This is a genomic window from Klebsiella grimontii, assembly GCF_042137965.1.
GTDB lineage: Bacteria > Pseudomonadota > Gammaproteobacteria > Enterobacterales > Enterobacteriaceae > Klebsiella > Klebsiella grimontii.
On record NZ_CP169721.1, the window covers coordinates 3622651 to 3648022 of the forward strand.

At 53.9% G+C, this 25372-nt stretch carries 27 protein-coding genes and 1 tRNA gene; 20 read left to right on the top strand and 8 right to left on the bottom strand.

Annotated elements, in window-relative coordinates; genetic code table 11:
* Positions 1-124: 124 nt before the first annotated feature.
* From ACE3MN_RS17145 to ACE3MN_RS17175, 7 genes are read left to right on the top strand one after another with little or no spacing between them, the layout of a single operon-like run.
* Complete coding sequence (locus ACE3MN_RS17145; RefSeq protein WP_024359652.1) at positions 125-937, top strand: ABC transporter substrate-binding protein; 813 nt, start codon at positions 125-127, stop codon at positions 935-937.
* Positions 938-965: 28 nt separating this feature from the next.
* Positions 966-1691: an amino acid ABC transporter permease gene (locus tag ACE3MN_RS17150; RefSeq protein WP_004871517.1), complete on the top strand. Its 726-nt coding sequence runs from the start codon at positions 966-968 to the stop codon at positions 1689-1691.
* Positions 1688-2428: an amino acid ABC transporter ATP-binding protein gene (locus ACE3MN_RS17155; RefSeq protein WP_024359653.1), complete on the top strand. Its 741-nt coding sequence runs from the start codon at positions 1688-1690 to the stop codon at positions 2426-2428. The genes ACE3MN_RS17150 and ACE3MN_RS17155 overlap by 4 nt, the downstream gene beginning before the upstream one ends.
* A 13-nt stretch (positions 2429-2441) precedes the next feature.
* The gene (locus tag ACE3MN_RS17160) at positions 2442-3617 is read left to right on the top strand and encodes a M20 family metallopeptidase (RefSeq protein WP_024359654.1); all 1176 of its coding nucleotides are present in this window, start codon (positions 2442-2444) and stop codon (positions 3615-3617) included.
* Complete coding sequence (locus tag ACE3MN_RS17165) at positions 3614-4714, top strand: mandelate racemase/muconate lactonizing enzyme family protein (RefSeq protein WP_098140559.1); 1101 nt, start codon at positions 3614-3616, stop codon at positions 4712-4714. The genes ACE3MN_RS17160 and ACE3MN_RS17165 overlap by 4 nt, the downstream gene beginning before the upstream one ends.
* Positions 4701-5870: a M24 family metallopeptidase gene (locus ACE3MN_RS17170; protein ID WP_375364116.1), complete on the top strand. Its 1170-nt coding sequence runs from the start codon at positions 4701-4703 to the stop codon at positions 5868-5870. The genes ACE3MN_RS17165 and ACE3MN_RS17170 overlap by 14 nt, the downstream gene beginning before the upstream one ends.
* A gap of 10 nt (positions 5871-5880) precedes the next feature.
* Complete coding sequence (locus ACE3MN_RS17175; protein WP_098066712.1) at positions 5881-6804, top strand: dihydrodipicolinate synthase family protein; 924 nt, start codon at positions 5881-5883, stop codon at positions 6802-6804.
* Here ACE3MN_RS17175 and ACE3MN_RS17180 read toward each other — a convergent pair.
* Positions 6788-7885 (bottom strand): glutamine amidotransferase-related protein, encoded by a 1098-nt coding sequence (locus tag ACE3MN_RS17180; RefSeq protein WP_102650285.1) that lies wholly within the window; start codon positions 7883-7885, stop codon positions 6788-6790. The two genes, ACE3MN_RS17175 and ACE3MN_RS17180, sit on opposite strands and share 17 nt — an antisense overlap.
* Positions 7886-7953: 68 nt before the next feature.
* Between ACE3MN_RS17180 and ACE3MN_RS17185 the strand changes: the two genes are divergently transcribed.
* The 11 genes from ACE3MN_RS17185 (at position 7954) to ACE3MN_RS17235 (ending at position 18566) form a co-directional block, all read left to right on the top strand.
* Positions 7954-9162 (top strand): pyridoxal phosphate-dependent aminotransferase, encoded by a 1209-nt coding sequence (locus ACE3MN_RS17185; RefSeq protein WP_102650284.1) that lies wholly within the window; start codon positions 7954-7956, stop codon positions 9160-9162.
* 324 nt (positions 9163-9486) lie between these two features.
* Positions 9487-10218: a GntR family transcriptional regulator gene (locus ACE3MN_RS17190; RefSeq protein WP_024359659.1), complete on the top strand. Its 732-nt coding sequence runs from the start codon at positions 9487-9489 to the stop codon at positions 10216-10218.
* On the top strand, positions 10215-10652 hold the full coding sequence (locus ACE3MN_RS17195; protein ID WP_024359660.1) for a PTS sugar transporter subunit IIA: 438 nt from the start codon (positions 10215-10217) through the stop codon (positions 10650-10652). The genes ACE3MN_RS17190 and ACE3MN_RS17195 overlap by 4 nt, the downstream gene beginning before the upstream one ends.
* A 3-nt stretch (positions 10653-10655) precedes the next feature.
* On the top strand, positions 10656-11438 hold the full coding sequence (locus tag ACE3MN_RS17200) for a PTS mannose/fructose/sorbose/N-acetylgalactosamine transporter subunit IIC (RefSeq protein ID WP_014228687.1): 783 nt from the start codon (positions 10656-10658) through the stop codon (positions 11436-11438).
* Entirely contained in the window at positions 11431-12210 is a 780-nt protein-coding gene (locus ACE3MN_RS17205; protein ID WP_024359661.1) for a PTS system mannose/fructose/sorbose family transporter subunit IID, read from the top strand. Before ACE3MN_RS17200 ends, ACE3MN_RS17205 begins: the two co-directional genes overlap by 8 nt.
* A 27-nt stretch (positions 12211-12237) precedes the next feature.
* Positions 12238-12729 (top strand): PTS sugar transporter subunit IIB, encoded by a 492-nt coding sequence (locus ACE3MN_RS17210; RefSeq protein WP_014837995.1) that lies wholly within the window; start codon positions 12238-12240, stop codon positions 12727-12729.
* A gap of 3 nt (positions 12730-12732) precedes the next feature.
* Entirely contained in the window at positions 12733-13437 is a 705-nt protein-coding gene (locus tag ACE3MN_RS17215; protein WP_024359662.1) for a sugar isomerase domain-containing protein, read from the top strand.
* A gap of 9 nt (positions 13438-13446) precedes the next feature.
* On the top strand, positions 13447-14613 hold the full coding sequence (locus tag ACE3MN_RS17220; RefSeq protein WP_024359663.1) for a glycoside hydrolase family 88 protein: 1167 nt from the start codon (positions 13447-13449) through the stop codon (positions 14611-14613).
* Between the two features lie 2 nt (positions 14614-14615).
* Positions 14616-15368, top strand: a complete 753-nt coding sequence (locus ACE3MN_RS17225) for an SIS domain-containing protein (RefSeq protein ID WP_024359664.1) — start codon at positions 14616-14618, stop codon at positions 15366-15368.
* Positions 15369-15417: 49 nt separating this feature from the next.
* A complete protein-coding gene (locus tag ACE3MN_RS17230) occupies positions 15418-16830 on the top strand; it encodes an OprD family outer membrane porin (protein WP_024359665.1) in 1413 nt (470 codons plus the stop codon).
* Between the two features lie 443 nt (positions 16831-17273).
* Positions 17274-18566: a haloacid dehalogenase-like hydrolase gene (locus ACE3MN_RS17235; RefSeq protein WP_024359666.1), complete on the top strand. Its 1293-nt coding sequence runs from the start codon at positions 17274-17276 to the stop codon at positions 18564-18566.
* 245 nt (positions 18567-18811) lie between these two features.
* On the opposite strand, the gene ACE3MN_RS17240 is transcribed toward ACE3MN_RS17235, so the two are convergent.
* From ACE3MN_RS17240 to ACE3MN_RS17255, 4 genes are all read right to left on the bottom strand, one after another.
* Positions 18812-19270 (bottom strand): hypothetical protein, encoded by a 459-nt coding sequence (locus tag ACE3MN_RS17240; RefSeq protein ID WP_049086019.1) that lies wholly within the window; start codon positions 19268-19270, stop codon positions 18812-18814.
* A gap of 53 nt (positions 19271-19323) precedes the next feature.
* Positions 19324-20115, bottom strand: coding sequence for an ATP-grasp domain-containing protein (locus ACE3MN_RS17245; RefSeq protein ID WP_024359668.1), 792 nt, complete (start codon positions 20113-20115; stop codon positions 19324-19326).
* A gap of 327 nt (positions 20116-20442) precedes the next feature.
* Positions 20443-20530 (bottom strand) — tRNA-Ser (locus ACE3MN_RS17250).
* 141 nt (positions 20531-20671) lie between these two features.
* Positions 20672-22300 (bottom strand): ABC transporter substrate-binding protein, encoded by a 1629-nt coding sequence (locus ACE3MN_RS17255; RefSeq protein ID WP_049086018.1) that lies wholly within the window; start codon positions 22298-22300, stop codon positions 20672-20674.
* Between the two features lie 267 nt (positions 22301-22567).
* On the opposite strand from ACE3MN_RS17255, the gene yccA reads away from it, so the two are divergent.
* On the top strand, positions 22568-23227 hold the full coding sequence (yccA, locus tag ACE3MN_RS17260; protein ID WP_004100829.1) for an FtsH protease modulator YccA: 660 nt from the start codon (positions 22568-22570) through the stop codon (positions 23225-23227).
* Between the two features lie 89 nt (positions 23228-23316).
* Positions 23317-23646: a sulfurtransferase TusE gene (gene tusE, locus ACE3MN_RS17265; RefSeq protein ID WP_004131058.1), complete on the top strand. Its 330-nt coding sequence runs from the start codon at positions 23317-23319 to the stop codon at positions 23644-23646.
* On the opposite strand, the gene yccX is transcribed toward tusE, so the two are convergent.
* From yccX to ACE3MN_RS17280, 3 genes are read right to left on the bottom strand one after another with little or no spacing between them, the layout of a single operon-like run.
* The gene (gene yccX, locus ACE3MN_RS17270) at positions 23643-23924 is read right to left on the bottom strand and encodes an acylphosphatase (RefSeq protein WP_004131057.1); all 282 of its coding nucleotides are present in this window, start codon (positions 23922-23924) and stop codon (positions 23643-23645) included. The two genes, tusE and yccX, sit on opposite strands and share 4 nt — an antisense overlap.
* A 51-nt stretch (positions 23925-23975) precedes the next feature.
* Positions 23976-24764 carry a helix-turn-helix transcriptional regulator gene (locus ACE3MN_RS17275; RefSeq protein ID WP_004871534.1) on the bottom strand — a complete coding sequence of 263 codons (789 nt, stop codon included), beginning with the start codon at positions 24762-24764 and terminating at the stop codon, positions 23976-23978.
* A 15-nt stretch (positions 24765-24779) separates the two neighbouring features.
* Positions 24780-25334: a YbhB/YbcL family Raf kinase inhibitor-like protein gene (locus ACE3MN_RS17280; protein ID WP_004871536.1), complete on the bottom strand. Its 555-nt coding sequence runs from the start codon at positions 25332-25334 to the stop codon at positions 24780-24782.
* Between the last annotated feature and the right edge of the window lie 38 nt (positions 25335-25372).

Below are 25372 nucleotides of genomic sequence, written 5' to 3' on the forward strand. Positions count from 1 at the left end.
CAAAACAAAGCAAGGACTGCACGATTAACGTGCAATACGCACCAGAATGAGACGTTTTTTTCACACGTATAATTGTATTTATTGACACATTAAATTCAATTTAGACCTTAACCAGGAGACGACTATGTCCAGCAATTCTTTATTGTTTCGCCACGTGCGTACCTTGATGTTCGCGCTGATCGCCCTCCCGCTGGTGGGCCATGCTGCGGTGGAAACCATCGCCCCGGGCAAGCTGACCTACGGCACGGCGGCGACGTTTATGCCTTTTGAGTTCGTGAAAGAGGGCAAGCTCACCGGCTTCGATATCGACCTGATTAACGCGCTAAGCAAAGAGATCCGGCTGACGCCTGCGCCGATGCCGATGGAGTTCAAAGGGCTTATCCCAGCGCTGCAGGGGAAACGTCTCGATATCATCAACTCCGCCATGTACGTCAACCCGACCCGTGCCGCGCAGGTCGACTTCGTGCCTTACCTGAAGATCGGCAGCCGCGTGGTGGTGAGCAAAGGTAATCCGGCAAAAATCACCGGACGCGACCTGAGCCTCTGCGGCAAAAATATCGCCGTGACGCTCGGCGGGATCGAAGAGAGCCAGGCCCGGGCAGACAACCAGCGCTGCCTGGAGGCCAAAAAACCGGCCATTAACGTCATGACCTTCCCCGCCGCTACCGACTCCGCCGTTGCCGTCTCCCAGGGTCGCGCCGATGCCGAATTCCTCTCCACGCCGGGAACCGTCGCCCTGCTAACCGAAAAAGCGGGCATGTTCGAAGCGGTTGGCGATGAGTTCGAAGCAGATACCCACATCGCGTTTGCCGTGCGTAAAGGCGATAGCGAAACCCAGGCTCTGCTGGAAAAAGGTCTCCAGGGCCTCGTCAAAAATGGCACCTACAAGCAACTGATAAAGAAATGGAACTTCCCTGACTCCGTTGCCCTTTTCTAACCCGTCTCGCCATTAACCGGAGAACGCTATGTCGATCGAACTTATGTGGCAGTACTTCCTCTCACCCGAGTTTGTTCAGGGTGCCTGGATGACGCTACTGATTACTCTCTGCTCACTGTTGTGTGGCGTGGTGCTGGGCCTGGTGTTGGCGCTGTTGCAGGAAGCGCCGTTTCGCGCCGGGAAAGGGCTGGCCTTTTTCTACCTGTGGCTGTTTCGCGGGACGCCGGTGCTGTTCCAGATAATCTTTGTCTACAACGTGCTGCCAGGCTTCGGCTTACGCTTCTCCGCATTTACCTGCGCAGTGCTGGCGCTTTCGCTTAATGAAGGCGCCTACATGGCGGAAATTCTGCGCTCTGGCCTGCAGGCCGTAAAAAGCGGCCAGCGCACCGCCGGCATGGCGCTCGGTATGACCAGCGGGCAGATCATGCGAAAAATCGTGCTGCCTCAGGCCGCACGCATCGTTCTGCCGCCGATGGGTAACCAGATGATCAGCATGCTGAAATCGAGCGCGCTGGTCTCGGTTATCGCCGTTCAGGAACTGCTGCTGGTCGCCAACCAGACCGCCAGCGCCAGCTTCCGCTACTTCGAAGCGCTATGCGCCGCAGGCATCTATTACCTGCTGCTCACCAGCCTGTTTATGGTCTTCCAGTCGTGGCTGGAAAGCGTGCTGGATCCCAAACAGCGCCGCAGCAAAAGCCAGAAGCGGCTGAACCGCCTGTTTAAATTACCAAAACCCGCCCGGGAGGAACCATGAGCGAGAAACCGCTGCTGGAGATGATCGGTATTGATAAGACTTTTGGCCGCCAGACCGTGCTCAAGAACTGCTCTCTTGAGGTGCAGCGCGGGGAAACCGTGGTCCTGATTGGGCCATCGGGCTCGGGGAAATCCACCCTGCTGCGCTGCGTCAACATGCTCTCCCCTGCCGACAGCGGCGACGTGTTCTTCGCCAGCCGGCACATCAGCCGGGGCGAAGTGCCGGTGCACAAACTGCGGCAGCGTATTGGCATGGTGTTCCAGAACTACGAGCTGTTCTCGCACCTGACGGCGGCGGAAAACATCATGCTGGCCCCGATGACGGTGCTGGGGATGAACCGCACTGATGCCCGTACGCTGGCGGACAACCTGTTGGCGAAGGTGCGCATCAACGAACGCGCGGACCACTTTCCGGACGAGCTCTCCGGCGGCCAGCAGCAGCGCGTGGCGATTGCCCGAGCCCTGGCGATGAAGCCCGAGCTCATGCTCTACGACGAACCCACGTCAGCCCTCGACCCGGAGATGATCCGCGAGGTGCTGGAAGTGATGGCGGAGCTCAGCGCAGAAGGAATGACCAGCATGGTGGTGACCCACGAAATGGGCTTCGCCCGCCGGGCCGCTAACAACATTCTTTTTATGGAAGACGGCGAAATTATCGATCGCGCCAGCACCAGCGATTTCTTCGCCGGCAACGTCAGCGAGCGCGCGCAGCGCTTCCTGACGCAAATATTACATTAATCACGGAGTCCCTATGTTCAGTTATCAGGTTGACAGCGCGCGTATGAAAAAGGACTTAGCGACGCTGGTTGCCATCAATACGGAGAATCCGCCGGGCCATGAGCGTGAAGCCGCCGAATGTCTGGAAGGCTGGCTGCTGACCGCCGGATTCGATCTCTCCTTTAGCGAATACGCGCCGGGGCGGACCAACGTTATCGCCGTCCTGCACAATGGACCGGGGCCGTGCTTCGCCTTTAACACCCATATCGACACCGTTCCGGCGGGCAGCGGCTGGACCAGCGATCCCTTCACGCTCGCCGAGCGCGGCGGGCGCCTGTACGGGCGCGGCGCCTGCGATGCCAAAGGCCCGCTGGTGGCGATGGTTGAAGCCCTGCGTTTGCTGGCCGCCACTCGTCAGCGCTGGTCCGGCACGCTGATGGGCGTGTTCACCGCCGATGAAGAGGTCGCCAGCGAAGGGGCGAAATTCTACGTACGTGATAACCCACCGGCGATTGATTTCGCGGTGATTGGCGAGCCGACATCGAATGCGACCTTCTCCGCTCACAAAGGCAGCTTGCGTCCTCGCGTGCGGGTAAAAGGCGTCACCGCGCACTCCGGCACGCCGGAGCTGGGGGTTAACGCCATTTACCAGTCCGCGCGCCTTTTAGGGCTGATTGAAGAGGCCCACCACCAGCAGGTGCGTTGCCGCTGCCACGATCTGGTCGGTAACGCCAGCCTGACGGTGACCCGCATCCACGGCGGCCATGCGGACAACGTGGTGCCCGACAGCTGTGAGCTGCTGCTTGACCGCCGCATGGTCCCGGGTGAAGACGAAGCGGTCGTCAAGGCCGAACTGCAACAGCTGCTCGACCACGCGCACGCTCATGCGGGCGTGGAAGCCGAAATTATCGCCTGGCAGCCCACCACCGGTGGCGCGACGCAAACCGACAGCAGCGAAGCCATTGTCGAGCAAAGCCTTGCCGCCTGCCGCCGTCACGGACAGAGCGAGCCCGGCCCGTTTGGTTTTCAGGGCGGCTGCGACCTGGTGCATTTCCGTTCGCTGGGCGCAAAGGGCGTGGTCATTGGCCCCGGCTCGCTGGCCGTGGCGCACAAGCCCGATGAATTCGTCCCCGTCGATGAATTTATCGCCGCGGCATATATCTATCTCGATATTGCGCTCGCCATGCTGCCGCCGGAGCCCGGTTTATGAAAGCGCAGCTCTTTCGCGGAGAACTGCATTATGCCGGTGTGATGCTGCATACCGCCGCCTCCGGCCCGGTGACGGCGCTCGACACCCTCTGGCTGCGTCTGGAAGACCAGGGCGTGACGGGGATTGGCGAAGTGCGGCTCAATATTCGCTACCTGCATGGCTATAGCGAAGAGCAGGTGCTGAACAACCTGCTTCAAATCCTCAGCCGTTGGGACTGGCGCCGGCAGCCCGCGGCGCTACTTGCCGCGCTGCATGATGAGGACCCCACGCTGCTGCCGCCGTCACGCATGGTGCTGGATATGGCATTGCACGATCTGCTGGCGCGTCAGGAGGGGGTAAGCGTTGCCGCCTGGCTGGGGGCGCAAGCTGGCCTGCCCGCCTGGCGCACCAATCAAACCCTGTTCTGGAGCAGCGAGTCGCGGATGCTGGAGCAGGCGCAACGCTATGTCGATCGCGGTTTCACCGAGCTGAAGTTACGCACGGGCGTAGCGGATTTCGCCACCGACCTGGCCCGCCTGCAAAGGCTGCGTCAGCGGTTTGGCCAGCAGATTTCGCTGGCGATTGACGTGAACGGCCAGTGGTCGCTGGCGCAGGCTCACGCAGCGTTCCCCTCTCTGCGAGCGCTGAATCTCAGCTACATCGAACAGCCGTTAAGCCCGGTATACGACAGCCAGCTTGCCGAACTGTACGGCTACGGCATCCCGATCATGCTCGATGAAAGTCTCAATAGCGACGCAGCCATCACCCGGCTGATCGCCGCCAAAGGCGCGCTGTGGGGGCATCTCAAGCTGGTGAAATTGGGCGGCCTCGCTCCGACGCTTGCCGCCGCCCGCCGTCTGCGGCGCGCCGACGTGCCGTTCATGATTGGTCAGATGAATGAAGGTCATGCCGCCACCGCCGCCGCGCTCCAGCTTTGCCGGGTGGTGCAACCGGCATTTGCCGAACTGTATGGCGCCGATGGCTTAACGGATGATCCCGTCAGCGGGCTGGAATACCGCAATGGACGGGTCACCGTCAACGACTCTCCCGGTCTGGGCGTGCAGTTCAATGCCGCGCAGGCCAACTTACTCCAGGAGTTTAACGATGCAAGATGTTAACAATGTGATTCAGGGCAGTGAGTCCGCCTTTAGCGCTGACGAATATGCGCAACGCATTCGACGTACTCGCGAACGCTTAAGCAGCGCGGGCGTGGACGTCATGATTGTTACCGGGCCAGAAAACATTTTCTGGCTTACCGGTCAGCAAACGCCGGGATATTACACCTTTCAGGCGCTGCTGCTGCCGGTAGAAGGGGATCCGGTCTTTGTGATTCGTCAGCTCGAATACTTTAACTTTATCGCCAACACCTTTATTTCAGATGCCGCTATTTACCAGGATGGCGATAACCCGGTGGATTTTCTGGTGGCTATGCTGCAACAGCGCGGCTGGCTCAATAAGCGCATAGGACTGGATAAACGCGGCTGGTTCCTGCCGATTGCCGTGTATGAAGCCCTGCAGTCTAAGCTCGGCGCGATTGCCGATACGGCTGGCGTCATCGAACCGCTGCGCGCGGTGAAGTCGGCCGCGGAGGTGGAAAAAATCGCCGCCGCGGCCCGCTATGTCGATGCGGGTATGCGCGCCGGGATGGCGGCGATTCGCAGCGGCGCAGACGAAAACGCACTGGTCTCGGCGATGATGGGGGCCGCCATTGCCGCCGGTTCCGAGTATGTCGGTATGGAACCGCTGGTCTCAACCGGCCCGCGAAGCGGCGTGCCGCACGGCACATGGCGACGTCGGGTGATGCAGGATAACGACCCGGTTTTTCTGGAGATGTCTGCCGCCCACGATCGCTACCACGCCGCGATGATGCGCTCCGCCTGGCTGGGCCGCCCGCCCGCTATCACCATCGAAATGGAAAAAGTTTGTCAGGAAGCCCTGCAGGCCTCCCTCGACGCCATTCGTCCGGGCGCTACCTGCGAAGCGCCGCACCTGGCCTGCCAGAAGGTGATCGACCGCGCCGGTTTCACTGAAAATTTCAAAAAACGCACCGGTTACTCCATCGGCATCGCCTTTGCGCCGGACTGGGGCGAAGGCGGCATCCTTAGCCTTTACAGCGGCGTCACCACCGAGCTGCAGCCAGGAATGACTTTCCACATCCCACCGGCCCTGCGTATCTACGGTCAATTCACCGTCGGCGTCAGCGAAACCGTGGTGGTGACTGAAACCGGATATCGCCAGCTGGGTTCCCTGGCTCGCCCATTAACACTGCTGTAAGGAAAGAAAGATGAAAGATATCAATGAGTGTCGTGAACGCCTGCGCGGTATTTTCAACATCACCGTCACCCCGTTCGACGCCAGCGGCGCGATCGACTACCCGGCGTTGCGTGAAAACATCGAACGCGTGATTGGTCTGGGCTATGATGGCCTGCTGATTGGCGGCACCTACGGCGAGTTCCCGGTAATGACCGTCGAAGAGCGCCGCGAACTGTTTCATGAAGTGATGGCCTGCGTGGATGACCGCGTGGCGGTAATGCTGTGCAGCGCCAGTTCCGATCCGCGCGACGCCCGCGAGCTGACCGTTCTGGCAAGCGAGTTGGGCGGCCTGCCGATGGTCACCGCGCCCTTTGTTAGCGAAATCACTGACGAACAGATTGTCAGCTACTTCAATGAGATGGCACCGTTATCCAAAACCGGCATTCTGGTGTACAACGCGCCGGGCATCGGCATTACCCTCTCCCCGACGCTGCTGGAACGGCTGGCAGAGATCCCGAATGTGGTCGGCATCAAACAGGGCGATCTCAACCCCACCGCCATCGACCAGATTGCCAACCGCCTGCGCGGGCGTCTGCGCCTGTTCTGCGCCTCCGATCTGGCTTTCCTCGGACCGATGATGGCCGGGTTTGACGGCATCAGCACGACCAACAGCGGCGCGCTGCCGGAGCTGATCGTCAATACGTTCCGCGCCGTGGAACGGGGCGATGCCGCCACTGCCCGCGATTTGCATCAGCTGTGGTACGCGTATCGAGCCCTGGCGCGCAAATACGGGCAGCCGCAGCTGGTGAAAGCGGCGATGGCGCTGCGCGGCTTTAACGGCGGCACCGTACGCGCACCGTTAAAGCCGATCGGCGACGCGGCGCTGGCAGAGCTGACCCGCGTCATGCAGGCGCTTGCCAGCGACCATCGCAGCGGGGTTACGCTGGCGCGTTAAGCGCCGCCTGTAGAAACGCGATGAACAGCGGGTGGGGCGCATCCGGGCGGGACATCAGTTCCGGATGCCCCTGAACTCCGTGCCAGAACGGCAGCTCAGGCTGGGAAACGGCTTCCACGATACCGTCGCGTTGCGCGCTCACGCTGACCCCGCCGGAAGACAGCACCGACAATAAGTCGGTGTTAAAACAGTAGCGATGGTTGTAGTGCATTTCGCGGATATCGCCGGGGATAAGCCCCGAGGAAAAAGGAAATACGCCGCAGCGATGACGACCATCGGCAAAGGGAACAAAGCTGTGCAGAGCCTCATGTGGAGCGACTTCTGCGGGAATGGCCGATTCGAAACCCTGGCGACGGCGCACGGCTGCGGTCATCATGCTTTGCATTCCCAGGCACAGCCCCAGCGTTGGCTGCCCGCGGGTCAGGGTCTCTTCCGCCACGCGGATTTGTCCGTTGACCGCCGCCATCGAGGAACCGCCAGGCAGTACCACGCCCTGGAAGGCCTGAAGCTCGTGTAACCCAGCGGACAGACTGACCGGCGCGAAGAAATGGACATCAAGGTTCAGCCCCAGGGACGCCGCCGCATCGCCCAGCGAGCCGAGCGTGGCGGGATAGACCAGACGGTGGTCCGTCTCGCGGCCAATCAACGCGATGCGCAAGGACGCGCCGGAAGACGACGACACGCCGCTATCCCAGCGGCCATAGCGGTCGGCGGTGAGATCTAACAGCGTGTGTTGCCCGTCGCTGAGCGTCAGGCGGTGGTTGCTGTCATCGCTGTAAAGCCGCTGGCCCGGCAGGTCGGCAATAAGCGGCGCCTGCGAGGACGACAGCACAATAACGGCGTCTGATGGCGGCAGGCTGGCGATATCGCGCACCTCTTCACGCAGCGTATCGCTGCGCCAGAGACCGCTGGTCACGCAGTACCCTGCGCGAATGACGTGCTGATGACTATCGGGAACGTCCCCGGCGAAGTCGGGGCGAAGGCTCCAGAGGGGCAACCCAAGACGATTAGCCCACAGGCTGGCGGTGATACCGTAGCGGGCGGGGACGGAGCTGTTATCGAGAATAAAGATCGGTGACATGGCGAGTTTCCTGCTGATGTTGGGCACCCAATTGTATTAATTGAATCATTAGATACAAAAGAGGATTTATGAATAACAGTCAAATCGCCCGTCGTATGCTTTCCGTACGCCCTTCACCGACGGCGGCCATTTCTGACCGGGTACGGGCGCTGGAAGCCGCAGGCAAGCAGGTTATCAACCTGGGCGAAGGGGAACTGGATTTTGCTACCCCGGCCCATATTAGCTATGCGGGCATTGAAGCTATCGTGCTTCACCAGACTAAGTATACCGCCGTTTCCGGCACCGCAGCGTTGAAGTCGGCGATTGCCGCCAAGTTCGCGCGCGACAACCAGCTGCACTACCGCGCGGAGGAGATCATCGCCGGGAGCGGCGCCAAGCAGCTCATTTTCAATGCCTTTCTGGCAACCCTGGACGCCGGGCAGCAGGTGATTATTCCCGCCCCCTACTGGGTCTCCTACCCGGATATGGTCTCTCTGGCCGACGGTGAACCGGTGATTGTGCCCTGTGATGAACAACACGGCTGGAAGCTGACGCCGGAACAACTGGCCGCCGCCCTCACCTCGTCAACGCGCTGGCTGGTTCTCAACTCGCCGGGTAACCCGACCGGGGCGATATACAGCGAACGGGAACTGCGCGCGCTGGCAGAGGTCCTGGCGGATTACCCGCAGGTGCTGGTGATGGCCGACGACATTTACGAGCCGCTGCGCTACGACAATGTCCCGTTTATCACTTTTGCTCAGGCCGCGCCGCAGCTGGTTTCGCGCACCCTGACGGTGAACGGGGTCTCCAAAAGCCACGCCATGACCGGCTGGCGTCTGGGCTATGCGGGTGGGCCGCAGTGGCTGATTGCCGCCATGCAGATCCTGCAATCGCAAAGCACCTCCAATCCCAGCAGCATTTCACAGGCGGCGGCGATCGCGGCCCTTAACCATTCGGCGGATTTCTTCGACGGCTGGCTGCATAGGTTGGATAAACGTCGCCAGCAGGTGCTGGGGATGATTGCCGCCACCGAGGGCCTGAGCGCTGGCATCCCCCAGGGCGCATTCTATGTCTTTGCCAACTGCCAGCAGCTTATTGGGCGGGTGACCCCTGGCGGCGAAACCCTCCGCGACGACAGCGGGCTGGCTAACTGGCTGTTAGAACACACTCAGGTGGCCGTGTTACACGGTTCTGCGTTCGGCATGCCGGGGTATTTACGTATCGCCTACGCGGTAGAAGATGGGCTGCTGACGCAGGCCTGCCAGCGGATTGCCGAAGCCTGCGCGCAGCTGCGTTAGGGCACGCAAGCACCACGATGGCGCCCTATAAAAAGAAAACCCCGTGCGATGTACTGGCCGGGGTTGTTGAATGCGGGCGCTCCGTTTTCTCAGCTCGCCAGCGCAATAGCGCGGCAATCAGTTTGCGTTCACGCCCGGCCGGTGCGGCAAAAATTCCTCGCCCCTGCCCCCTCCGTCGGGGCGAAATTGCGAAATGCATCACAGTCCAGGAAATAACTTAACAGGTTAACCGGTTAAGTTGAGTTGAGAGGTTGATCGGACAATCAGGTACGGGTATCGTAAGCCTACGAAATAAAATAAATGTAAACAGAAACTGGCGAAACAATGAAAGCAACGGCACAGTCAACGAAATACCAGGTGATAAAGGCAGCACTGTTAGATGAAATAAGAAACGGTACTTTTAAACCCGGGGAAAAATTCTACAGTGAGTCGGAATTAAAAGAGCGTTACTCCGTCAGTTCCGCCACGGTTATTCGCGCTATTCACGAAATGGTGAATGAAGGCTACCTGATTCGTTATCAGGGTAAAGGTACTTTTGTTTCGAAAGCCAAACGAAATGAGAACATTGTTTTCTCAGAATCAGATAACGATTTAAAAGGCATGCAGTCGGTTAAAGTTATCGCCTGTGAACTGGAAAACGATCCGTGTATTAAAGAAAAACTCGGGTTAAATGATGATGAAAAATATTATCATATTGCGCGCTTAAAGTTTGATAATAACAAACCTTATGCATTACAGATTTCGCATATTCCGGCCCGCTACTTCGCCAGTCAATTGACGATTAAGAATTCGGCACTCAGCTCTATTTATGAGGCTTTTAAGGTTAACAATGGTCTTGATATGTACACCATGCCCTATCGGCAGACCATCTGTGCCCTGACCGATGCTGCGCCAGAAGTCCTGCAGCACCTTGAGCTCACGGCTCACCAGCCCGTTATCATGATGAAACGCTACACCCACGACGAGCAAGGTCAGGTGATTGAATATATTGAGACCTGGAAACGGTTAGAATCATTTTATATTGAAATAAGAACGCCAGATAAGGGGGCAGGATGAACCAATTATTATTAATCTCTCATGGGGGTTTCGCCAGCGGTGCCAGACAGGCCACAGAATTAATACTCGGAGCGCAGCCAAACCTTCATGTAGTTGAACTGGATGGTGAGAAAGGGATAGCAGTATTTAAACAGGAACTTCTCGATAAAATCACCATCCTTAGCGCAGCAGAATCCAAAATTATTATCCTCTCTGATTTAAAAAGTGGTTCGCCATATAACTCCGCAATGGAGATTATTGTCACTAACAACCTATGGAATAATATCACCCTGCTCTCTGGGATGAATTTAAACTTAATTCTGGAAATGGCGATGGCAATTGATGAAAGTCACTCGCCAGCCTCGCTGAATGAAATAATAACTACGGCGCGTGATGGTATTTACCATTTACAGCAGGCAGCGCTTGCCGCCCACACAGATGACGGAGACGAGTAAAAAATGGAGCACATTGCGGTCTGGCAGATAGCGTTACTGACGCTTTATTCAGGGCTGGCGATATACGACGGCAACAACACGACGCTTGGGTTAGTGAAACCGAGCATGGCGGGCTTCTTTGCCGGTCTCATTATGGGCGATATGACCACCGGGCTTATCGTCGGCGGCACCCTGAACCTGCTGGTACTGGGCGTGGGCAACTTCGGCGGCGCGTCGATCCCGGATTACATGACCGGTGCGGTGCTGGGTACCACTTTCGCGATTATCAGCGGCCAGGGCGCGGCGTTTGGCGCAACCATTGCGGTGCCGATTGGTCTCTTAATGGTACAGCTGGATATCCTCGCCCGCTTCAGCAACACCTTTATCCATCATAAGGCCGACAGGCTGATTGAAGAGGGTCAGGTGAAGGCGGCGGCCAGGATGAACCTGCTGGGCCAGGTGCCTATTTCGCTCTCGCGTATGCTGCCGGTGCTGTTGGCGCTGATCCTCGGGGCAACCTTCGTTAATGACGTCGTGACCTGGATCCCCGCGTCCATCATGAACGGTCTTAAAGTCGCCGGTGGCCTACTGCCTGCGCTGGGTATCTCCATCCTGCTGCGCTATTTACCGATTAAGAAGAACATCTCGTTTCTTATTCTGGGCTTTTTCCTGGCGGCCTATCTGAAAGTGCCGGTGCTGGGCGCCGCGCTGCTGGGCCTGGCAATTGCGCTTTACGTCTTCAACTCAGAAAAACAGGTAACGCAAACTACCGAATCCCCGGCAAATGGAGCAATGGGCGATGAATAAAGTACTAAAACGCGTGTTCTGGCGCTGGTTCCTGTTCGGTCAGTCTGGCTGGAACTACGAAAAAATGCAGGGTCTGGGCTATCTGTACAGCATCTATCCGTTCCTTGAGAAAAAGTACGCAAAACCCGAAGAGCTGAAGGATGCGGCGAAGGTACACAGCCAGTTCTTTAACACCAACAACACCATGGCGCCGGGGATCCTCGGGGTGAACATCGCCCTGGAAGAGCAGACCGGGCTTGCGGGCAAAGATGCGGTTGCCGGAATCAAAACCGGTCTGATGGGACCGCTGGCGGGCATCGGAGATACGCTGTTCTTTGTTATTCCGACCACCATTATCGGTTCTGTCGCTTCGTACCTCGCGCTGCAGGGCAACCCGGTGGGGCTTGTCCTCTGGCTACTGTTCGCCCTGGTTCGCATGCTGTTTATGCGCTTTAGCATCAGCACGGGGTATCAGGAAGGGGTCAACCTGCTGGGGTCTTTGACCAATAGCCTCAACAAAATTACCCGCGCAGCCAATATTCTCGGGCTGACGGTTATCGGGGCGCTTATCCCCTCGGTGGTGAAGGCGAATCTTAATTTCGAATTCAGCTACGGCGAAGTGTCGCTCAAGCTGCAGAGCATTGCCGACCAGATTATGCCCGGGCTTATTCCGCTGCTGGTTGTGGGGTTCACCTACTGGCTGCTGGGGCTCAAAAAGATGAACTCGACTCGCGTCATTTTTGTCCTGATTGCTTTAGGTATTATCGGCTACAACCTGAATATTCTCGGTTAAGTAACACATTGATTTAAGGAATTTATCATGAAAGGTATTGTGCATATTCGTGTCGATGACCGGCTGATCCACGGCCAGGTGGCCACCCGCTGGGTAAGCCACTTCAACGCCAACCGTATTATGGTGATTGACGACGCCGTAGCTGCAAACGATGTAGAGAAAATGCTGCTGCGCAGTGCAGCCCCGGAAGGCTGCAACACCTCTATTCTCTCTTTTGAGAAAGCCAGCGCCAATATCCTCGCCGGCAACTACGACGGTCAGCGCGTACTGATCCTGCTGAAGACCCCGGAGCTGGCGCTGAAGCTGATGAACGCCGGGATTGCCCTCCCCCAGCTCAATATCGGCAATATGTCCAACAAAGACGATCGCCGCCAGATCAAACGCTCGGTCAGCGTCAACGATGCTGAGATCGCGGCCATCAACGCGCTGCTGGAAAAAGGCGTGGCGGTGACGGCGCAGATGACGCCGGAAGAGCCGAACGCCTGTATCACCACGTTTTTAAAAGCCGATAAGGGATAAGGGATGTCACCACATCAGCAGCAGTATTATCAGCATGTTTTAGCAACGCTGAATCAGGTGTTTCTTACTCAGAGCGCTGAAGTTGAGCAGGCGGCGGCGCTGTTTGCCGAGTGCGTCAAAGCCAACGGCATTATTCACGGCTTTGGCTCCGGCCACTCGTTTGCCGCGGCGGTTGAGCTGGCCGGTCGTGCAGGCGGCCTGGTCAATACCAAAGCCATTGACCAGTTCTATGGACCAACCGGCTGGTTTGATTCGCTGAAAGGGATTGGCGACATCTTCTCCGGGCTGCTCGATCTGCGCGAGTCAGACTGCTTTGTGATTATCTCCAACTCCGGCACTAAACCGCTGCACGTTGAGCTGGCACGCAAGGTCAAAGAGAGGGGGCTGAAGCTGGTGGTTATCACCCGCTACGCCGGTGAGTCGACGCCAACGAGCGAGAGCATCCGCGACTATGCCGATGTCATTCTCGATAACGGCTGCCCGTCCGGTGACTGCACGCTAAGTATGGATAACGGCAACATCATGACCGGTCCGGTGTCCTCGCTGTCTGCGGCCTTCATCATCAATAACGTGGTGATCCGCTGCATCGAGATGCTGCTGGAACAAGGTATCGCGCCGCCGGTGATGCGCAGCATCAATCTGCCCGGCGGTAAAGAATACAACGACATGCTGATGAGTCAGTACAAAGAGCGCGTATTCACGCTGTAGGGAAAAATCATGAAAGAGAGTCTGTCGAATCGCCTCACACCGCTGCCCTTTCCTGCCCTCACGCCCGACGCCTGTCGGGATGAGCTGACGGCGTGCGCGCGGCGGATCGCACGTAACATGGGTCTGTACGGCGAGAAATTCCCCTCAGCCTGCACGCTCAATAATCGCTACGTTCTGAAAGAGAATAACGACTGGACCAACGGATTCTGGACCGGGATGCAGGCAATGGCCTGGGAGTTCAGCGGCGATCGCGCATACCTGGACGGCGTTGAACGCAACGTGGCGAGTTTTAAAGCCCGCCTGGCGGCGCACTACGTCCTCGATCACCACGATATCGGCTTCCTTTATAGCCTGTCGGCAGTCGCGTACTGGAAACTGACGGAGCGCGAAGCGCTAACCCCGCTTATTCTGGCGGCGGCCGATCTGCTGGTAAACCGTTTTCACCACAGCGCCGGTTTTATCCAGGCCTGGGGTATGCTTAACGACCCGCAGGAGTACCGGCTTATTATCGATTCATTGATTAACCTTCCCCTGCTCCACGTGGCAGCAAAGATCAGCGGTGAATCACGTTATCGGGAAGTGGCTGAACGCCACTATGCGGCGGTCATCAACAACATTTTTCGCGAAGACGGCTCCACTTTCCATACCTTCTATTTTGACCAGACAAGCGGTGCGCCTTCGCACGGGAAAACCTTTCAGGGCTACAGCGATAACTCCTGCTGGGCCCGCGGCCAGGCGTGGGCCATTCTCGGCATCCCGCTTCACTGGTCGGCCACCGGCGAAACCGACCACTACGAACGGTGGCAGCAGGCCTGCGAGTATTTCTTCCGCTACCTGCCGGAGGACGGCGTTCCCGCCTGGGATCTGCTGCTGGCTGCAGATCCCGACGCCCCGAAAGACAGCTCCGCGCTGGCGATTGCGGTCTGCGGCCTGCTGGAAGCGCATAAGCACTTTCCGGATGCCGGTTACCAGACACTGGCGCGTCAATGTCTGCTGGCATTAATGCGCGGCGCGTCTGCCCGCGAGGATGATGTCTGCGAAGGCTTACTTAAACACGGTGTTTACGCCTATGCCCTCGGTAAAGGCATCGATGAATGTAATCTCTGGGGAGATTACTTCTATATGGAAGCGTTATACCGAGTCTACCAACCACAATGGTCAGGATACTGGTTATGACAATGATTCAGAGCTATTTAGATATCGTCCAGAAAAAACTTAACGACATTACTCAACAGCAAAGCCATAAAATCACTTCCACCGCCGTGGAACTGGCAAAAATCATTAACCAGGGAGGTGTAATTTATATTTTCGGCTGCGGCCACTCACATATTTTCGCTGAAGATGTATTTTATCGTGCCGGAGGTATCGCCCCGGTTCGGCCAATATTTATCGAACCTTTAATGTTACATCAGGGGGCGGCGGCTTCATCATATTATGAAAAACAGAATGACTATATTGCTGAGCATCTGGAGAGATTCTCGATCACCAGTAAAGATGCGCTGATTGTTATCTCAACTTCCGGGATTAACCCCGCTCCGGTCGATGCAGCACTCTGGGCAAAACAGCACGGGGCATTTACCCTGGCGCTGACCAGCTTTCTGTATGCCGAGACCCAGCCGTCGAAGCACAAGGCTGGCCTTAAGCTGCGGGACTGCGTGGATGTCGCCATTGATAACCAGGTGCCAATCGGTGATGCGGTGCTTTCCCTTACAGAGCATGCAACGCCGTTCGCGCCGGTTTCCTCAATGACCGGACTGTTTATTATGCATACCCTGTTCGCGGAAATCATAGCGAACCTGGGGAGTGAAAATAAATCTCTGCCGGTATTTTTGAGCGGTAACATTGCGAATTCCGCAAAACATAATGAATATCTTCTCGAAAAATACGGTGCGCAAATCCCGGAGCTCATAAATAACACGAGTTTTAAATAAACAGTACATCCCTCGCCCTATAATACATGGTTTTATAAGGTATATAATAATGACAACTCATAGACTCAGAGTTTCTCTGTGTACACCGCTGTTTCTTTTTATTGCCGCAGATGCCTTTGCGGAAGAAGAAACGGATTATGAAGCGCCTTCTCAGTTTGAGAAAGCGTTTTATGATGAAGGCAAATTAAATCTCAATACCTCACTATATATTCGTCATCGTGCTGTAAAAGACTCCACGACCGGTAAATACGGACTGGGTCCTGCCGGGATCCAGAACCAGACCGGTAACGTGGCGATTAGCTATATTTCAGGCTATTACCAGGACGTTATTGGCTTTGATTTCTGGGGCAACGCCAACATTAAACTCGGGCATACCGTCGGTCAGTCGGAGATCCTTTACTACGACTACGATTGCGGCGAGCCGGGCAAGTTCAGCCCGTGCGAGAGGTCCTACATGAGCGTGTCGGTTGCCGCACTCAAGCTCAACCTTGGCGATGCAGGCACCAATTTCAAGCTGGCCGCGGGCTATACCCCCATTAACTCCGGTACCGTAAAAAGCAGTTGGGGCCTCAACCCTCACGCTTTTCGCGGGTTTGACAGTGCCCTGACCCTCGACAAACTGAGGCTGACCTACGCCTGGGCCGACCGCTTCAAGAACGACTGGAGCCGTGATTTTAAACCGATGACCACGGCCTGGCACCAGAACAACGCCGCCGGACTCGATGACAACGGCAAAACCATTAAAGCCGGTGCAATCATCGATTACATTCACACGGTGGGCGCAGTCTATAACTTTGGCAGTACCGTGCTTGACGTGGGCTATGGCGAAGGTAAAGGCTACCGTCGCAACTGGCAGGCACAGGTAGAGCGTCACGATACGTTGACAAAGGATGTCTCCCTGCAGAGTAAGCTCTTCTACCAGGGCGCGCGCTACATTGAAGATCTGTCGAAAATAAAAGATCCTGCAACGGAATATTATGTGGGGGTTGGTTTTAACCTGAGCCACGACAACACCGTGTGGTCCCTTGGTTATAGCCAGAACTACGCCCCGAACACCGGAGATTACAACTTCCGCTTAACCCCGTGGGCGAACTCCGATAAGCGTGATTATCAGCCGACGCTGTCGCAGCTGGAAGACTTTAACGTTTCCGGCGCCCGCGCGGTTCGTTTTGGCGTGAGTTATAACTTTGCCGATCTGAATCTACCGGAGTTAACCCTGGGCGGTGCCGGAACCTACGGCTGGCACGTGGTTAGCGATGTCAGTAAAACCGGTTCGGCGAGAAAGTACGACGGGAGCATGGTGTCGTTCGATCTTTCCGCTCGCTATCTGGTGGCGGACGGCATGGCGAAAGGCCTCTCCTTTACCCTGCTCCCGGCGCTCTTCCGGGCGACAGACAGCAACTATAAAACCGATCGTAACGACGTGAAGTTTATCGTCGGCTACAGCATCAATATCTTCTGAGTCCGCGCCCCCTCAACAGCGCATGAGGGGGGACTTTGCGAAGGGAACCGCACCTGTCAGCTTCAAACGGCCAGAGCGGGTTACTCAACCGAATGGCATACTGAATAGCGGCACATAAGAAAAAACCCCGAGCGATTAAATAGCTCGGGGTTTGTATGACAGGATTGCACGATGCCGAAGAAAGCAAAAGAACCATCAGGACTAGCCGTAGATAGATAAGTGACATTAAAATAACATTCGGAGATAGTTCGAACTGTTTTTGACCTGCTACCTTGTCATACTAAACATTTCTCTGTAGATAATTCTGGCTTACTCCCTCACCATTTTCATATATTCATAAAATATGATAACCATCACATTCATGATCAGGGTGCCAATTTTTGATATAGCTGGCTTTTACTTTTTGCTACAGATGGTAATGCACCCTAAAAAAGGAATTAATCATGAAAATGACAATAATATATGCACTACTATCCGTATTTTTTGGAGTATATGGAACAACGGCCAGTGCCAGTAACACAAATCAAGTGTCACAAAATTTAGAAACTGCAATTCCCCAACAAAAGCAAATAGTTATCGGCAATTGGGACGAGTTCAACTCAAGAAAAATTGACAGACTCATTCAAGAAGCAAAGCAGAAGCCAGCGCATTCTTTATATGCTGTTTTTGATTTTGACAACACAACAGCTTTTCTGGATATCGAAGAGGCAACGCTTATATATCAACTAGAAAACCTTAAATTTTCGATGAAACCTGAGAAATTGAAAGAGATAATTTATAAAGATATACCGCCTTCAGACTTTAACTCGGATTATAATAATAAAAATCATCAACCGGTTAATATAAACCTCATTGGTCAAGACATTATTGATAGCTACACATGGCTATACAATAATTATAGCGGATTTGCGGGTAATAAAACGCTTGATGAAATTAAGAAAGATTCTAATTATATGAATTTTATAGTGAAAATGAGATATTTATATGATGCAATAGGTGGGTCATTCGACCATGAGGTATCTTATCCATGGGTGACGTATCTTTTTTCTGGCATGTCCAAAAAAGAAGTAGCTGATTTAGTGCACGATACTATTGAGTGGCAAAATAACCAGCCTATCGAAAAGGTGACATGGGTAAGCCCAGCAGATATGGCTGGCCGAGCTGGTATCGTATCAGTAACATGGAAAAATGGATTTAGGCTGGTTCCAGAAATGCAGACATTATATAAAAACCTACAGCAGGCAGGAGTTGATGTTTATGTCATTTCCGCTTCTGCTTTAGATGTGATAAAAAGCATCGTTACTACAGAAAAATATGGTTTTTCTGTTCCTGAGTCTCATGTCTATGCAATGCATCCCTTATATGATAAAGAAGGTAGATTGACTCACAGCCTCGATCCATACTATCCCCAGACGCAAGGTAAAGGTAAAACCGAAACCATAAAAAAATTTATACAACAACATTACAAAAATACCGGGCCAATATTAGTTGCTGGCGATAGCGAAGGAGATCAAAACATGATGTCCGACTTTAATGACACAAAGTGTGTTCTTATTATTAATCGGCTACGCGCATCTGACACTATTATCGGTGAGTTATCAGCTAAAGCCGTTCGTGACTATAATAAAGATGATGCAAAAATATTATTACAAGGAAGAGATGAAAATAAAGGGGAATTTTTATCATCACAAAGTAGCATACTGATGGGCACTAATAACGAAGTATCTTTACCATAGGTATCGACTTACAGCAATGCCTCTTACTTGAAACGGGGGCATTGCTAGTGAAATGATATTAATTACTTTAAATATAAGATCATGACCTTGTCATAGTACATTATTTATAATAACGCCTTACATTGATACTTTTAAAGGATTAAAAACCATAATACTGCGCAGTATAATCAAACATTCCTTTTTAAGCATGAACATATTAAATCCAGCAACTTTAATAACAACATTCAAGTTATGACATAAGCACTCTATACAATATCCATTGTTTTGTCATCAAAACCTGAGGTCAAAGAATAACCATTTTCATCCAGATTATTAAACACATCCAAAATTCCGTTAGTTGTATAAACCAACAAATGTGTAAATACTTCTATTTTATTATTTTCAATAACCAAATAATCCACACCAAGTTTTACCGATGATATCCTATTATTTAGACATCCACTGATTTCTTTTGGACTATTTGTCACCCAGCGAACTTGATTATACTCAATCGAAAACGGAAGTGTTAGATCATTACTTAACCATAGTTCATCAAATTTAGACCAGGCAATAGAGATTACCTCACCACCATCAAAGTAGATTCTTATGGGTAAATCATTCCAGGGTTCCCAGTCATCAAAATAAATCTCGGCCGTTTCATACTTGATAATTTTTTTACCAAGCAATTTAAAAAAACAAGTATATATATTGTTAACTTTATTCATACCTTGAGCCTCATATCCTGAAGACTTAAAACCAGGCTGATATTAAAACATACTCATCCAGACACGCTGGCCTTTACAATCATCTTAACGAATTTTTGGACGTCCCATTCTTTAATATCTGAAACTTGCCCATCGCCGATTTCGATCAAACGAAGATTGGATGAAGCTGTCTCAACCATATCTATTGAGAAAAAAGGGGAGCTTATATGCTTCGCTATTTCATGAACAATAGCAGGGATAACATCATCAGCAGAGTAGACATTTCCATAGAATGAAAAATATCTACGTTCTGTTTCGGGTTTTAGGTCCTCAACCTTTCTAAGCACGACACCACCCTCTATTTCTCCGCGATATTGTTTAATATGGGCTAAAATCCCCTGTATTTCCTCGGCATTTTTCGCTATCGAACCACGCGATGTCGTAAGTGATTTAACATAGTCTTTAACAAAATATGAAGGCCATTTTAATCGGGATGTAATTTTTTCGAAATCATCATTCTCAGTAAGTAAAATAGTTTCAGGTGTATAATCACTACATGTTCCGTACCAGCCCGTAATATAGTGGCAAGAAGCGTAATCATCAGGAGAAACTAACATTTCCGCACTATGGCTTTTAACAGTATTGTATAATGTTTTATATTCTTTCTGTTTAAGCATCCAGCCTCGCCAAATAACTGGCGCATGCGCCTCAAGGTTTCCTGAAAGTTTAATTTTGCTATCTAATAAATGCTGTGATGATAGCAAAACACATTTTACTCCGTTATCACTTGCACAGTTGAATTCATCCTCATAATTTTCATCAACTCTATTCAGATTAAAGTAATCACTTGGGTAAATTATTTGCATGGAACCTATCCTTTTCTCAATATTTGTCTATATTATGGGTAACGTAACACTCTATTGGCAGTAATGTATATTTATATACTCCCCTGTTTATCTGCTCGGAGCGTGTTAAATGACTCAACGCCGGGAGGATTATTCACTGACGTCTTTACAGAGCCCACTTCGAAATGCATTAGCCCTCACCTGAACGATGAGTATTTGAAAGGATATTTATTGAGCAAAGGACGGACTTTAGATGTAAAAAAAGCCCGTATAAACGGGCTTTTTTGTACTACTTTATGCACTATAAAATCAAAACCATTCTTCAAGCTATTGATTTTATTTAGAATTTGGCGGAAGCGTAGAGATTCGAACTCTAGAACCCTTTCGGGTCGCCGGTTTTCAAGACCGGTGCCTTCAACCGCTCGGCCACGCTTCCAATGAGGCGCACTATAAACACCTCTGTTCCGGCTGTAAAGCACCAATTTATTCAACTGCCTTAAAATTAAACAAAAACGCGTTATTCGACTGAAATTCAGGCAGTTTGCGCAGATTTTCAGCGCAAAATGCCCTCTGCAGGTTAATGTTTTTTGATGTACATATCTTTGCTGTAGTAATACCCCAGCTTATCCGGCGTAAATCCGCCTACCCATGGCTTGACCAGATGGGTGCGCACGTAGTGATAGACCGGAATGGCCGGGACATCCTGACCTAACAGATCCTCCGCCTGCTGGTAGAACTTGCCCCGTGCCGTCGTGTCAGAAGCTTTTGCCGCATTGCGCAGCGCCTCATCGTAGACCGGGTTGCTGTACTGGCTGGTATTTTCACTGTCGCCGGTGCGGAAGTTGTTGAGAAACGTCGCCGCATCGTCATAGTCAGCGATCCACGCGTAGCGCACGGCGTCAAAATTATGCGTATGCATGGCGTCGAGCATCGTTTTCCACTCCTGGTTTTGCAGCTTCGCCTCCACGCCAAGATTCTTTTTCCACATCGAGCTGGCGGCGATGGCAATTCGCTGGTGCGATTCCGACGTGTTATAGAGCAAATTAAAGACCAGCGGGTGGGACTCGTTATACCCGGCCTCGCTCAGCAGCTTTTTCGCTTCGGCGATACGCTTATCGCGCGGCCAGCTGGCGTACTCGGGATTGTGCAGCTTCACCCCGCCGATGTCAGGCTGGCTGATAAGCCAGGCCGGACGCTGCCCCTGCCCCATCACCTTCTCCGCGATAATGTCTTTATCGAGGGCCATATTGAGCGCCCGTCGCACGCGGGGGTCGTTAAACGGCGGCCGGGTGGTGTTGAATTCGTAATAGTAGGTGGCCAGCTGCGGCGAAACATCCAGCTGATCGCCCATGGTTTTTTTGAGCTGGGCAAACTGATTAATCGGCACCGTATAGACGATGTCGATCTCCCCCGCCTTATAGCGGTTGACGTCGGCAGTTTCAGAACTTATCGGCAGGTAGGTCACCTTATTGATGACCGTATGCGCGTTATCCCAGTAGCGCGGATTGCGCTCGGCCACAATGCGCTCATTCACCACCCACTGCGACAGCTTATAGGGCCCGCTGGTCACCATATGCTCCGGTTTGGTCCACTTGTCGCCGTAGCGCGATATCAGCACTTTATCGAGCGGAACCAGAGACGGGTGCGCCAGCATCGCCAAAAACGCCGCATTCGGCTGAGTTAAGGTCACCTCAAGGGTGGTATCATCCAGCGCCTTGACGCCCAGCGTCTCGGGCGCTTTTTGACCCTGCGCTATCTCCGCGCCGTTGACGATATGCATATTGCCGGGATAGCTCGCGTAAGGGGACGCCGTAAGCGGCGACACCAGACGCTGCCAGCTCCAGACGATATCCTGCGCCGTAATCGCCGTACCGTCGGACCAGGTCACTCCGGGGCGCAGATGGAACGTCCAGACGGTGTTGTCTTTATTCTCCCACTTCTCCGCCAGCCTGGGCTGAATTTCTCCTGCTGGCGAAACGCTGACCAGCCCTTCGAAAAGATCGCTGATAATGTTGTTTTCAACGTCGCTTTCCACTTTATGCGGATCCAACGACGACGGCTCGCTGCCGTTATTTCTGACCAGCTCCTGCTTCTCCGCCAGCACCGTTCCCGGCGGCACCTGAGCGGCCAGCGCCGGAATAGCCATGGAGAAAAGGCCGACGGCCAGTAGTACGCGTGTGATGTGATTATATTTTTGTGATTTCATATCCCTTGCCTTTGTTACGCTTCGTTTGTACCCTCTCCAGAGTTAGTCGCAGAATGGCATTAACGCAATATTTTTCAGTTAGTTATCAGATTTCGATCTGGCTTCAGAAGGCGAACAAATAAACATACCGCGCATTTTCATTTTTCTGGAATAAAATGCTGCATTCAGCCCGCATGCCTTGAGTAAAGATGGGTAAAAGCACTATGGCTTCGGCCTTGATTTTTTTATGCTTCGTTATTAATTACATCTGTCATAAGAGAGTGACTCATGGATCGTATCATTACATCGTCGCGTGACCGTTCATCGCTGCTTAGCACGCACAAAGTTCTGCGGAACACCTATTTCCTGCTTAGCCTGACGCTGGCATTTTCGGCCATTACGGCGACGGCCAGCACCGTGTTGATGCTGCCTTCTCCGGGTCTGATTCTGACGCTGGTCGGTATGTACGGCCTGATGTTCCTGACCTATAAAACGGCGAATAAGCCAACGGGTATCATTTCCGCGTTCGCCTTTACCGGTTTTCTGGGCTACATCCTGGGGCCAATGCTTAACGCCTACCTGTCTGCGGGCATGGGAGACTTAATCGGCCTGGCGCTGGGCGGTACCGCGCTGGTGTTCTTCTGCTGCTCGGCCTACGTGCTGACCACCCGTAAAGATATGTCCTTCCTCGGCGGCATGCTGATGGCGGGCGTGGTGGTCGTGCTAATCGGTATGGTCGCCAACATTTTCCTGCAGCTGCCGGCCCTGCATCTGGCTATCAGCGCGGTGTTTATCCTGATCTCTTCAGGCGCGATTCTGTTTGAGACCAGCAATATCATCCGCGGCGGTGAAACCAACTACATCCGCGCGACCGTTAGCCTGTACGTCTCGCTGTATAACATCTTCGTCAGCCTGCTGAGCATCCTTGGGTTCGCCAGCAGAGACTAATTCTCTCCCCCGGTCGTTCTGAGGCCCCGCTTATGCGGGGCCTTATTTTTTGCTACACTGCCGCCATTTTCAGCGGTATGTGAAGAATCATGTTTATCTTTGACGGTAATGAAATAGAAACCGATAGCGAAGGCTATCTGAAGGACACAACCCAGTGGAACGAAGCGATGGCGGCCGTTATCGCCGAGCAGGAGGGCATCAGCCTTTCCGTTGAGCACTGGGAAGTGGTGCGCTTTGTGCGCGACTTTTATCTGGAATTCAACACCTCACCGGCGATTCGTATGCTGGTGAAGGCGATGGCGAACAAGTTCGGCGAAGAGAAAGGCAACAGCCGCTATCTCTACCGCCTGTTTCCGAAAGGCCCGGCTAAGCAGGCGACGAAAATCGCCGGTCTGCCCAAGCCGGTAAAGTGCATCTAATACAAAATGGCGAATTTCTGCCACTCTCTGGTGGGCTGATGGGGCTCGGTCAGAACCCTGTCAACTCGCGCGCTGCGCGGCCCGCCGGCTTTCAGCCAGGCGATGAGCTTCTCCACCTGTTCAGCCTCTCCGCAGGCCAGCACTTCCACGCCGCCGTCGTCGAGGTTGCGCGCGTATCCGGTTAATCCAAGCTGCAGCGCCTCGCGCTGGGTCGAATAGCGAAACCCGACGCCCTGAACGGAACCGTAGACCCACGCCATCGTGCAAACCGTTGCCATATTCTCTCTCCTTTCCGGACAATGACTCACTACAGAGGATAGCAAATTCTTTCAGCGTACATGCTTTGGCAGTACGCCGTAGTGCTGGCGAAAACGGGCGGTAAAGCGCGATCCGCACTGGTAGCCGCTGTTTTGCGCAATTTCGCCAATGGGCCGCGACGTCGACTGTAATTGTCCCAGCGCGTAGGCCATACGGACCTCTTCCACGATCTGGCGGAAACTGCGGGACTCCTGCTGCAAACGGCGGCGCAGCGTCGACTCTCCCAGAAACAGCATTTTAGCCACTTTCGCTACGCTCCACGCATCGCCAGGCGACAGCATAATAATTTGCCTGACCTGGCCGGTTAGATCCTCGCGCCGTTCGTTGAGCAGCGGCCCGGCGTATCCGGCCTGATACAGCGCCAGCAGCAGCCCCATCGCCTGATGATGCTGCAGTTCGCCGCTGAGCCCCTCCCGTACCGCCTGCAGGACGCTTTGCCACATAAACGACAGTTCCGCCCCCAGCGGCGCGCAAAGCGACGTCAGACGGCCAGCCTGTGGTTCGCTCATATAGCGATTCTTAAAATCCGCCAGCAGCTCCGGGGTTAATGAGAGCAGATCGGAGCAAAACAGCCCGTTTTCCGGCTGATTAATCACCTCGAGCTCAACCTCGGCGGGCAAAATGATCAGCTGCTGCGGCGTTGCCAGCATCTCGCTGGCGCCCTGCACAATCACTTTGCTGCCGCGGTTTACCCGGCAGATCGCAGGCGCGAACAGCGTGACGCGGTGCAGTTTGCATAATCGTCGGGTGGTAATTTCCGCCGCCGTTAACGCGTTATGGTGAAAATTAATGTTCCGCATCAGGCTGCCCTTATTTTATCTTCCGGCCATCGCCGTTATCTGCGCGCTGGCGATGGCGTGGCTATGTAACATAAATCCGACTAACGCCCCGCTGGACTCGCCGTCAATGGGCAGCGTCGGGATATCCAGCGCCCATACCGTAAAGCGGTAGCGATGCGGTTTATCGCCGGCGGGCGGACACGCGCCGCCAAAGCCGGCATAGCCAAAGTCATTGCGCCCCTGTACCGCCCCGGCGGGCAGTTTAGCGTTATTTTTGTCTCCGGCGCCAGCGGCTAAGCTTGTCGCCTGTTGGGCAATATTCACCACCGTCCAGTGCCACCAGCCGCTCCCGGTTGGCGCATCAGGATCGTAAGCGGTCACCGCGAAACTGCGGGTACCCGCCGGGGCATTTTGCCAGGCGATCTGCGGTGAGATATTGCCGCCGGTGCAGCCAAAGCCGCCAAACCAATGCCTCTGCGCCAGAGCGTCTCCTTCGCGCATATCCGCGCTGCTGACGCTAAACGGCGCGGCAATCGCCGTTCCACTTATCATGACCATTATCGCGGCAGCGACTTTCAATCCTGTTTTCATCGTATTTTCCTCCGTCAGGTGAGGAAATACTGTAAGAT

Bases quoted from the DNA above. Each gene is read 5' to 3' on its own strand.
- ACE3MN_RS17145 (WP_024359652.1), top strand. From the start codon at position 125: ATGTCCAGCAATTCTTTATTGTTTCGCCACGTGCGTACCTTGATGTTC.
- ACE3MN_RS17150 (WP_004871517.1), top strand. From the start codon at position 966: ATGTCGATCGAACTTATGTGGCAGTACTTCCTCTCACCCGAGTTTGTT.
- ACE3MN_RS17155 (WP_024359653.1), top strand. From the start codon at position 1,688: ATGAGCGAGAAACCGCTGCTGGAGATGATCGGTATTGATAAGACTTTT.
- ACE3MN_RS17160 (WP_024359654.1), top strand. From the start codon at position 2,442: ATGTTCAGTTATCAGGTTGACAGCGCGCGTATGAAAAAGGACTTAGCG.
- ACE3MN_RS17165 (WP_098140559.1), top strand. From the start codon at position 3,614: ATGAAAGCGCAGCTCTTTCGCGGAGAACTGCATTATGCCGGTGTGATG.
- ACE3MN_RS17170 (WP_375364116.1), top strand. From the start codon at position 4,701: ATGCAAGATGTTAACAATGTGATTCAGGGCAGTGAGTCCGCCTTTAGC.
- ACE3MN_RS17175 (WP_098066712.1), top strand. From the start codon at position 5,881: ATGAAAGATATCAATGAGTGTCGTGAACGCCTGCGCGGTATTTTCAAC.
- ACE3MN_RS17180 (WP_102650285.1), bottom strand. From the start codon at position 7,885: ATGTCACCGATCTTTATTCTCGATAACAGCTCCGTCCCCGCCCGCTAC.
- ACE3MN_RS17185 (WP_102650284.1), top strand. From the start codon at position 7,954: ATGAATAACAGTCAAATCGCCCGTCGTATGCTTTCCGTACGCCCTTCA.
- ACE3MN_RS17190 (WP_024359659.1), top strand. From the start codon at position 9,487: ATGAAAGCAACGGCACAGTCAACGAAATACCAGGTGATAAAGGCAGCA.
- ACE3MN_RS17195 (WP_024359660.1), top strand. From the start codon at position 10,215: ATGAACCAATTATTATTAATCTCTCATGGGGGTTTCGCCAGCGGTGCC.
- ACE3MN_RS17200 (WP_014228687.1), top strand. From the start codon at position 10,656: ATGGAGCACATTGCGGTCTGGCAGATAGCGTTACTGACGCTTTATTCA.
- ACE3MN_RS17205 (WP_024359661.1), top strand. From the start codon at position 11,431: ATGAATAAAGTACTAAAACGCGTGTTCTGGCGCTGGTTCCTGTTCGGT.
- ACE3MN_RS17210 (WP_014837995.1), top strand. From the start codon at position 12,238: ATGAAAGGTATTGTGCATATTCGTGTCGATGACCGGCTGATCCACGGC.
- ACE3MN_RS17215 (WP_024359662.1), top strand. From the start codon at position 12,733: ATGTCACCACATCAGCAGCAGTATTATCAGCATGTTTTAGCAACGCTG.
- ACE3MN_RS17220 (WP_024359663.1), top strand. From the start codon at position 13,447: ATGAAAGAGAGTCTGTCGAATCGCCTCACACCGCTGCCCTTTCCTGCC.
- ACE3MN_RS17225 (WP_024359664.1), top strand. From the start codon at position 14,616: ATGATTCAGAGCTATTTAGATATCGTCCAGAAAAAACTTAACGACATT.
- ACE3MN_RS17230 (WP_024359665.1), top strand. From the start codon at position 15,418: ATGACAACTCATAGACTCAGAGTTTCTCTGTGTACACCGCTGTTTCTT.
- ACE3MN_RS17235 (WP_024359666.1), top strand. From the start codon at position 17,274: ATGAAAATGACAATAATATATGCACTACTATCCGTATTTTTTGGAGTA.
- ACE3MN_RS17240 (WP_049086019.1), bottom strand. From the start codon at position 19,270: ATGAATAAAGTTAACAATATATATACTTGTTTTTTTAAATTGCTTGGT.
- ACE3MN_RS17245 (WP_024359668.1), bottom strand. From the start codon at position 20,115: ATGCAAATAATTTACCCAAGTGATTACTTTAATCTGAATAGAGTTGAT.
- ACE3MN_RS17255 (WP_049086018.1), bottom strand. From the start codon at position 22,300: ATGAAATCACAAAAATATAATCACATCACACGCGTACTACTGGCCGTC.
- yccA (WP_004100829.1), top strand. From the start codon at position 22,568: ATGGATCGTATCATTACATCGTCGCGTGACCGTTCATCGCTGCTTAGC.
- tusE (WP_004131058.1), top strand. From the start codon at position 23,317: ATGTTTATCTTTGACGGTAATGAAATAGAAACCGATAGCGAAGGCTAT.
- yccX (WP_004131057.1), bottom strand. From the start codon at position 23,924: ATGGCAACGGTTTGCACGATGGCGTGGGTCTACGGTTCCGTTCAGGGC.
- ACE3MN_RS17275 (WP_004871534.1), bottom strand. From the start codon at position 24,764: ATGCGGAACATTAATTTTCACCATAACGCGTTAACGGCGGCGGAAATT.
- ACE3MN_RS17280 (WP_004871536.1), bottom strand. From the start codon at position 25,334: ATGAAAACAGGATTGAAAGTCGCTGCCGCGATAATGGTCATGATAAGT.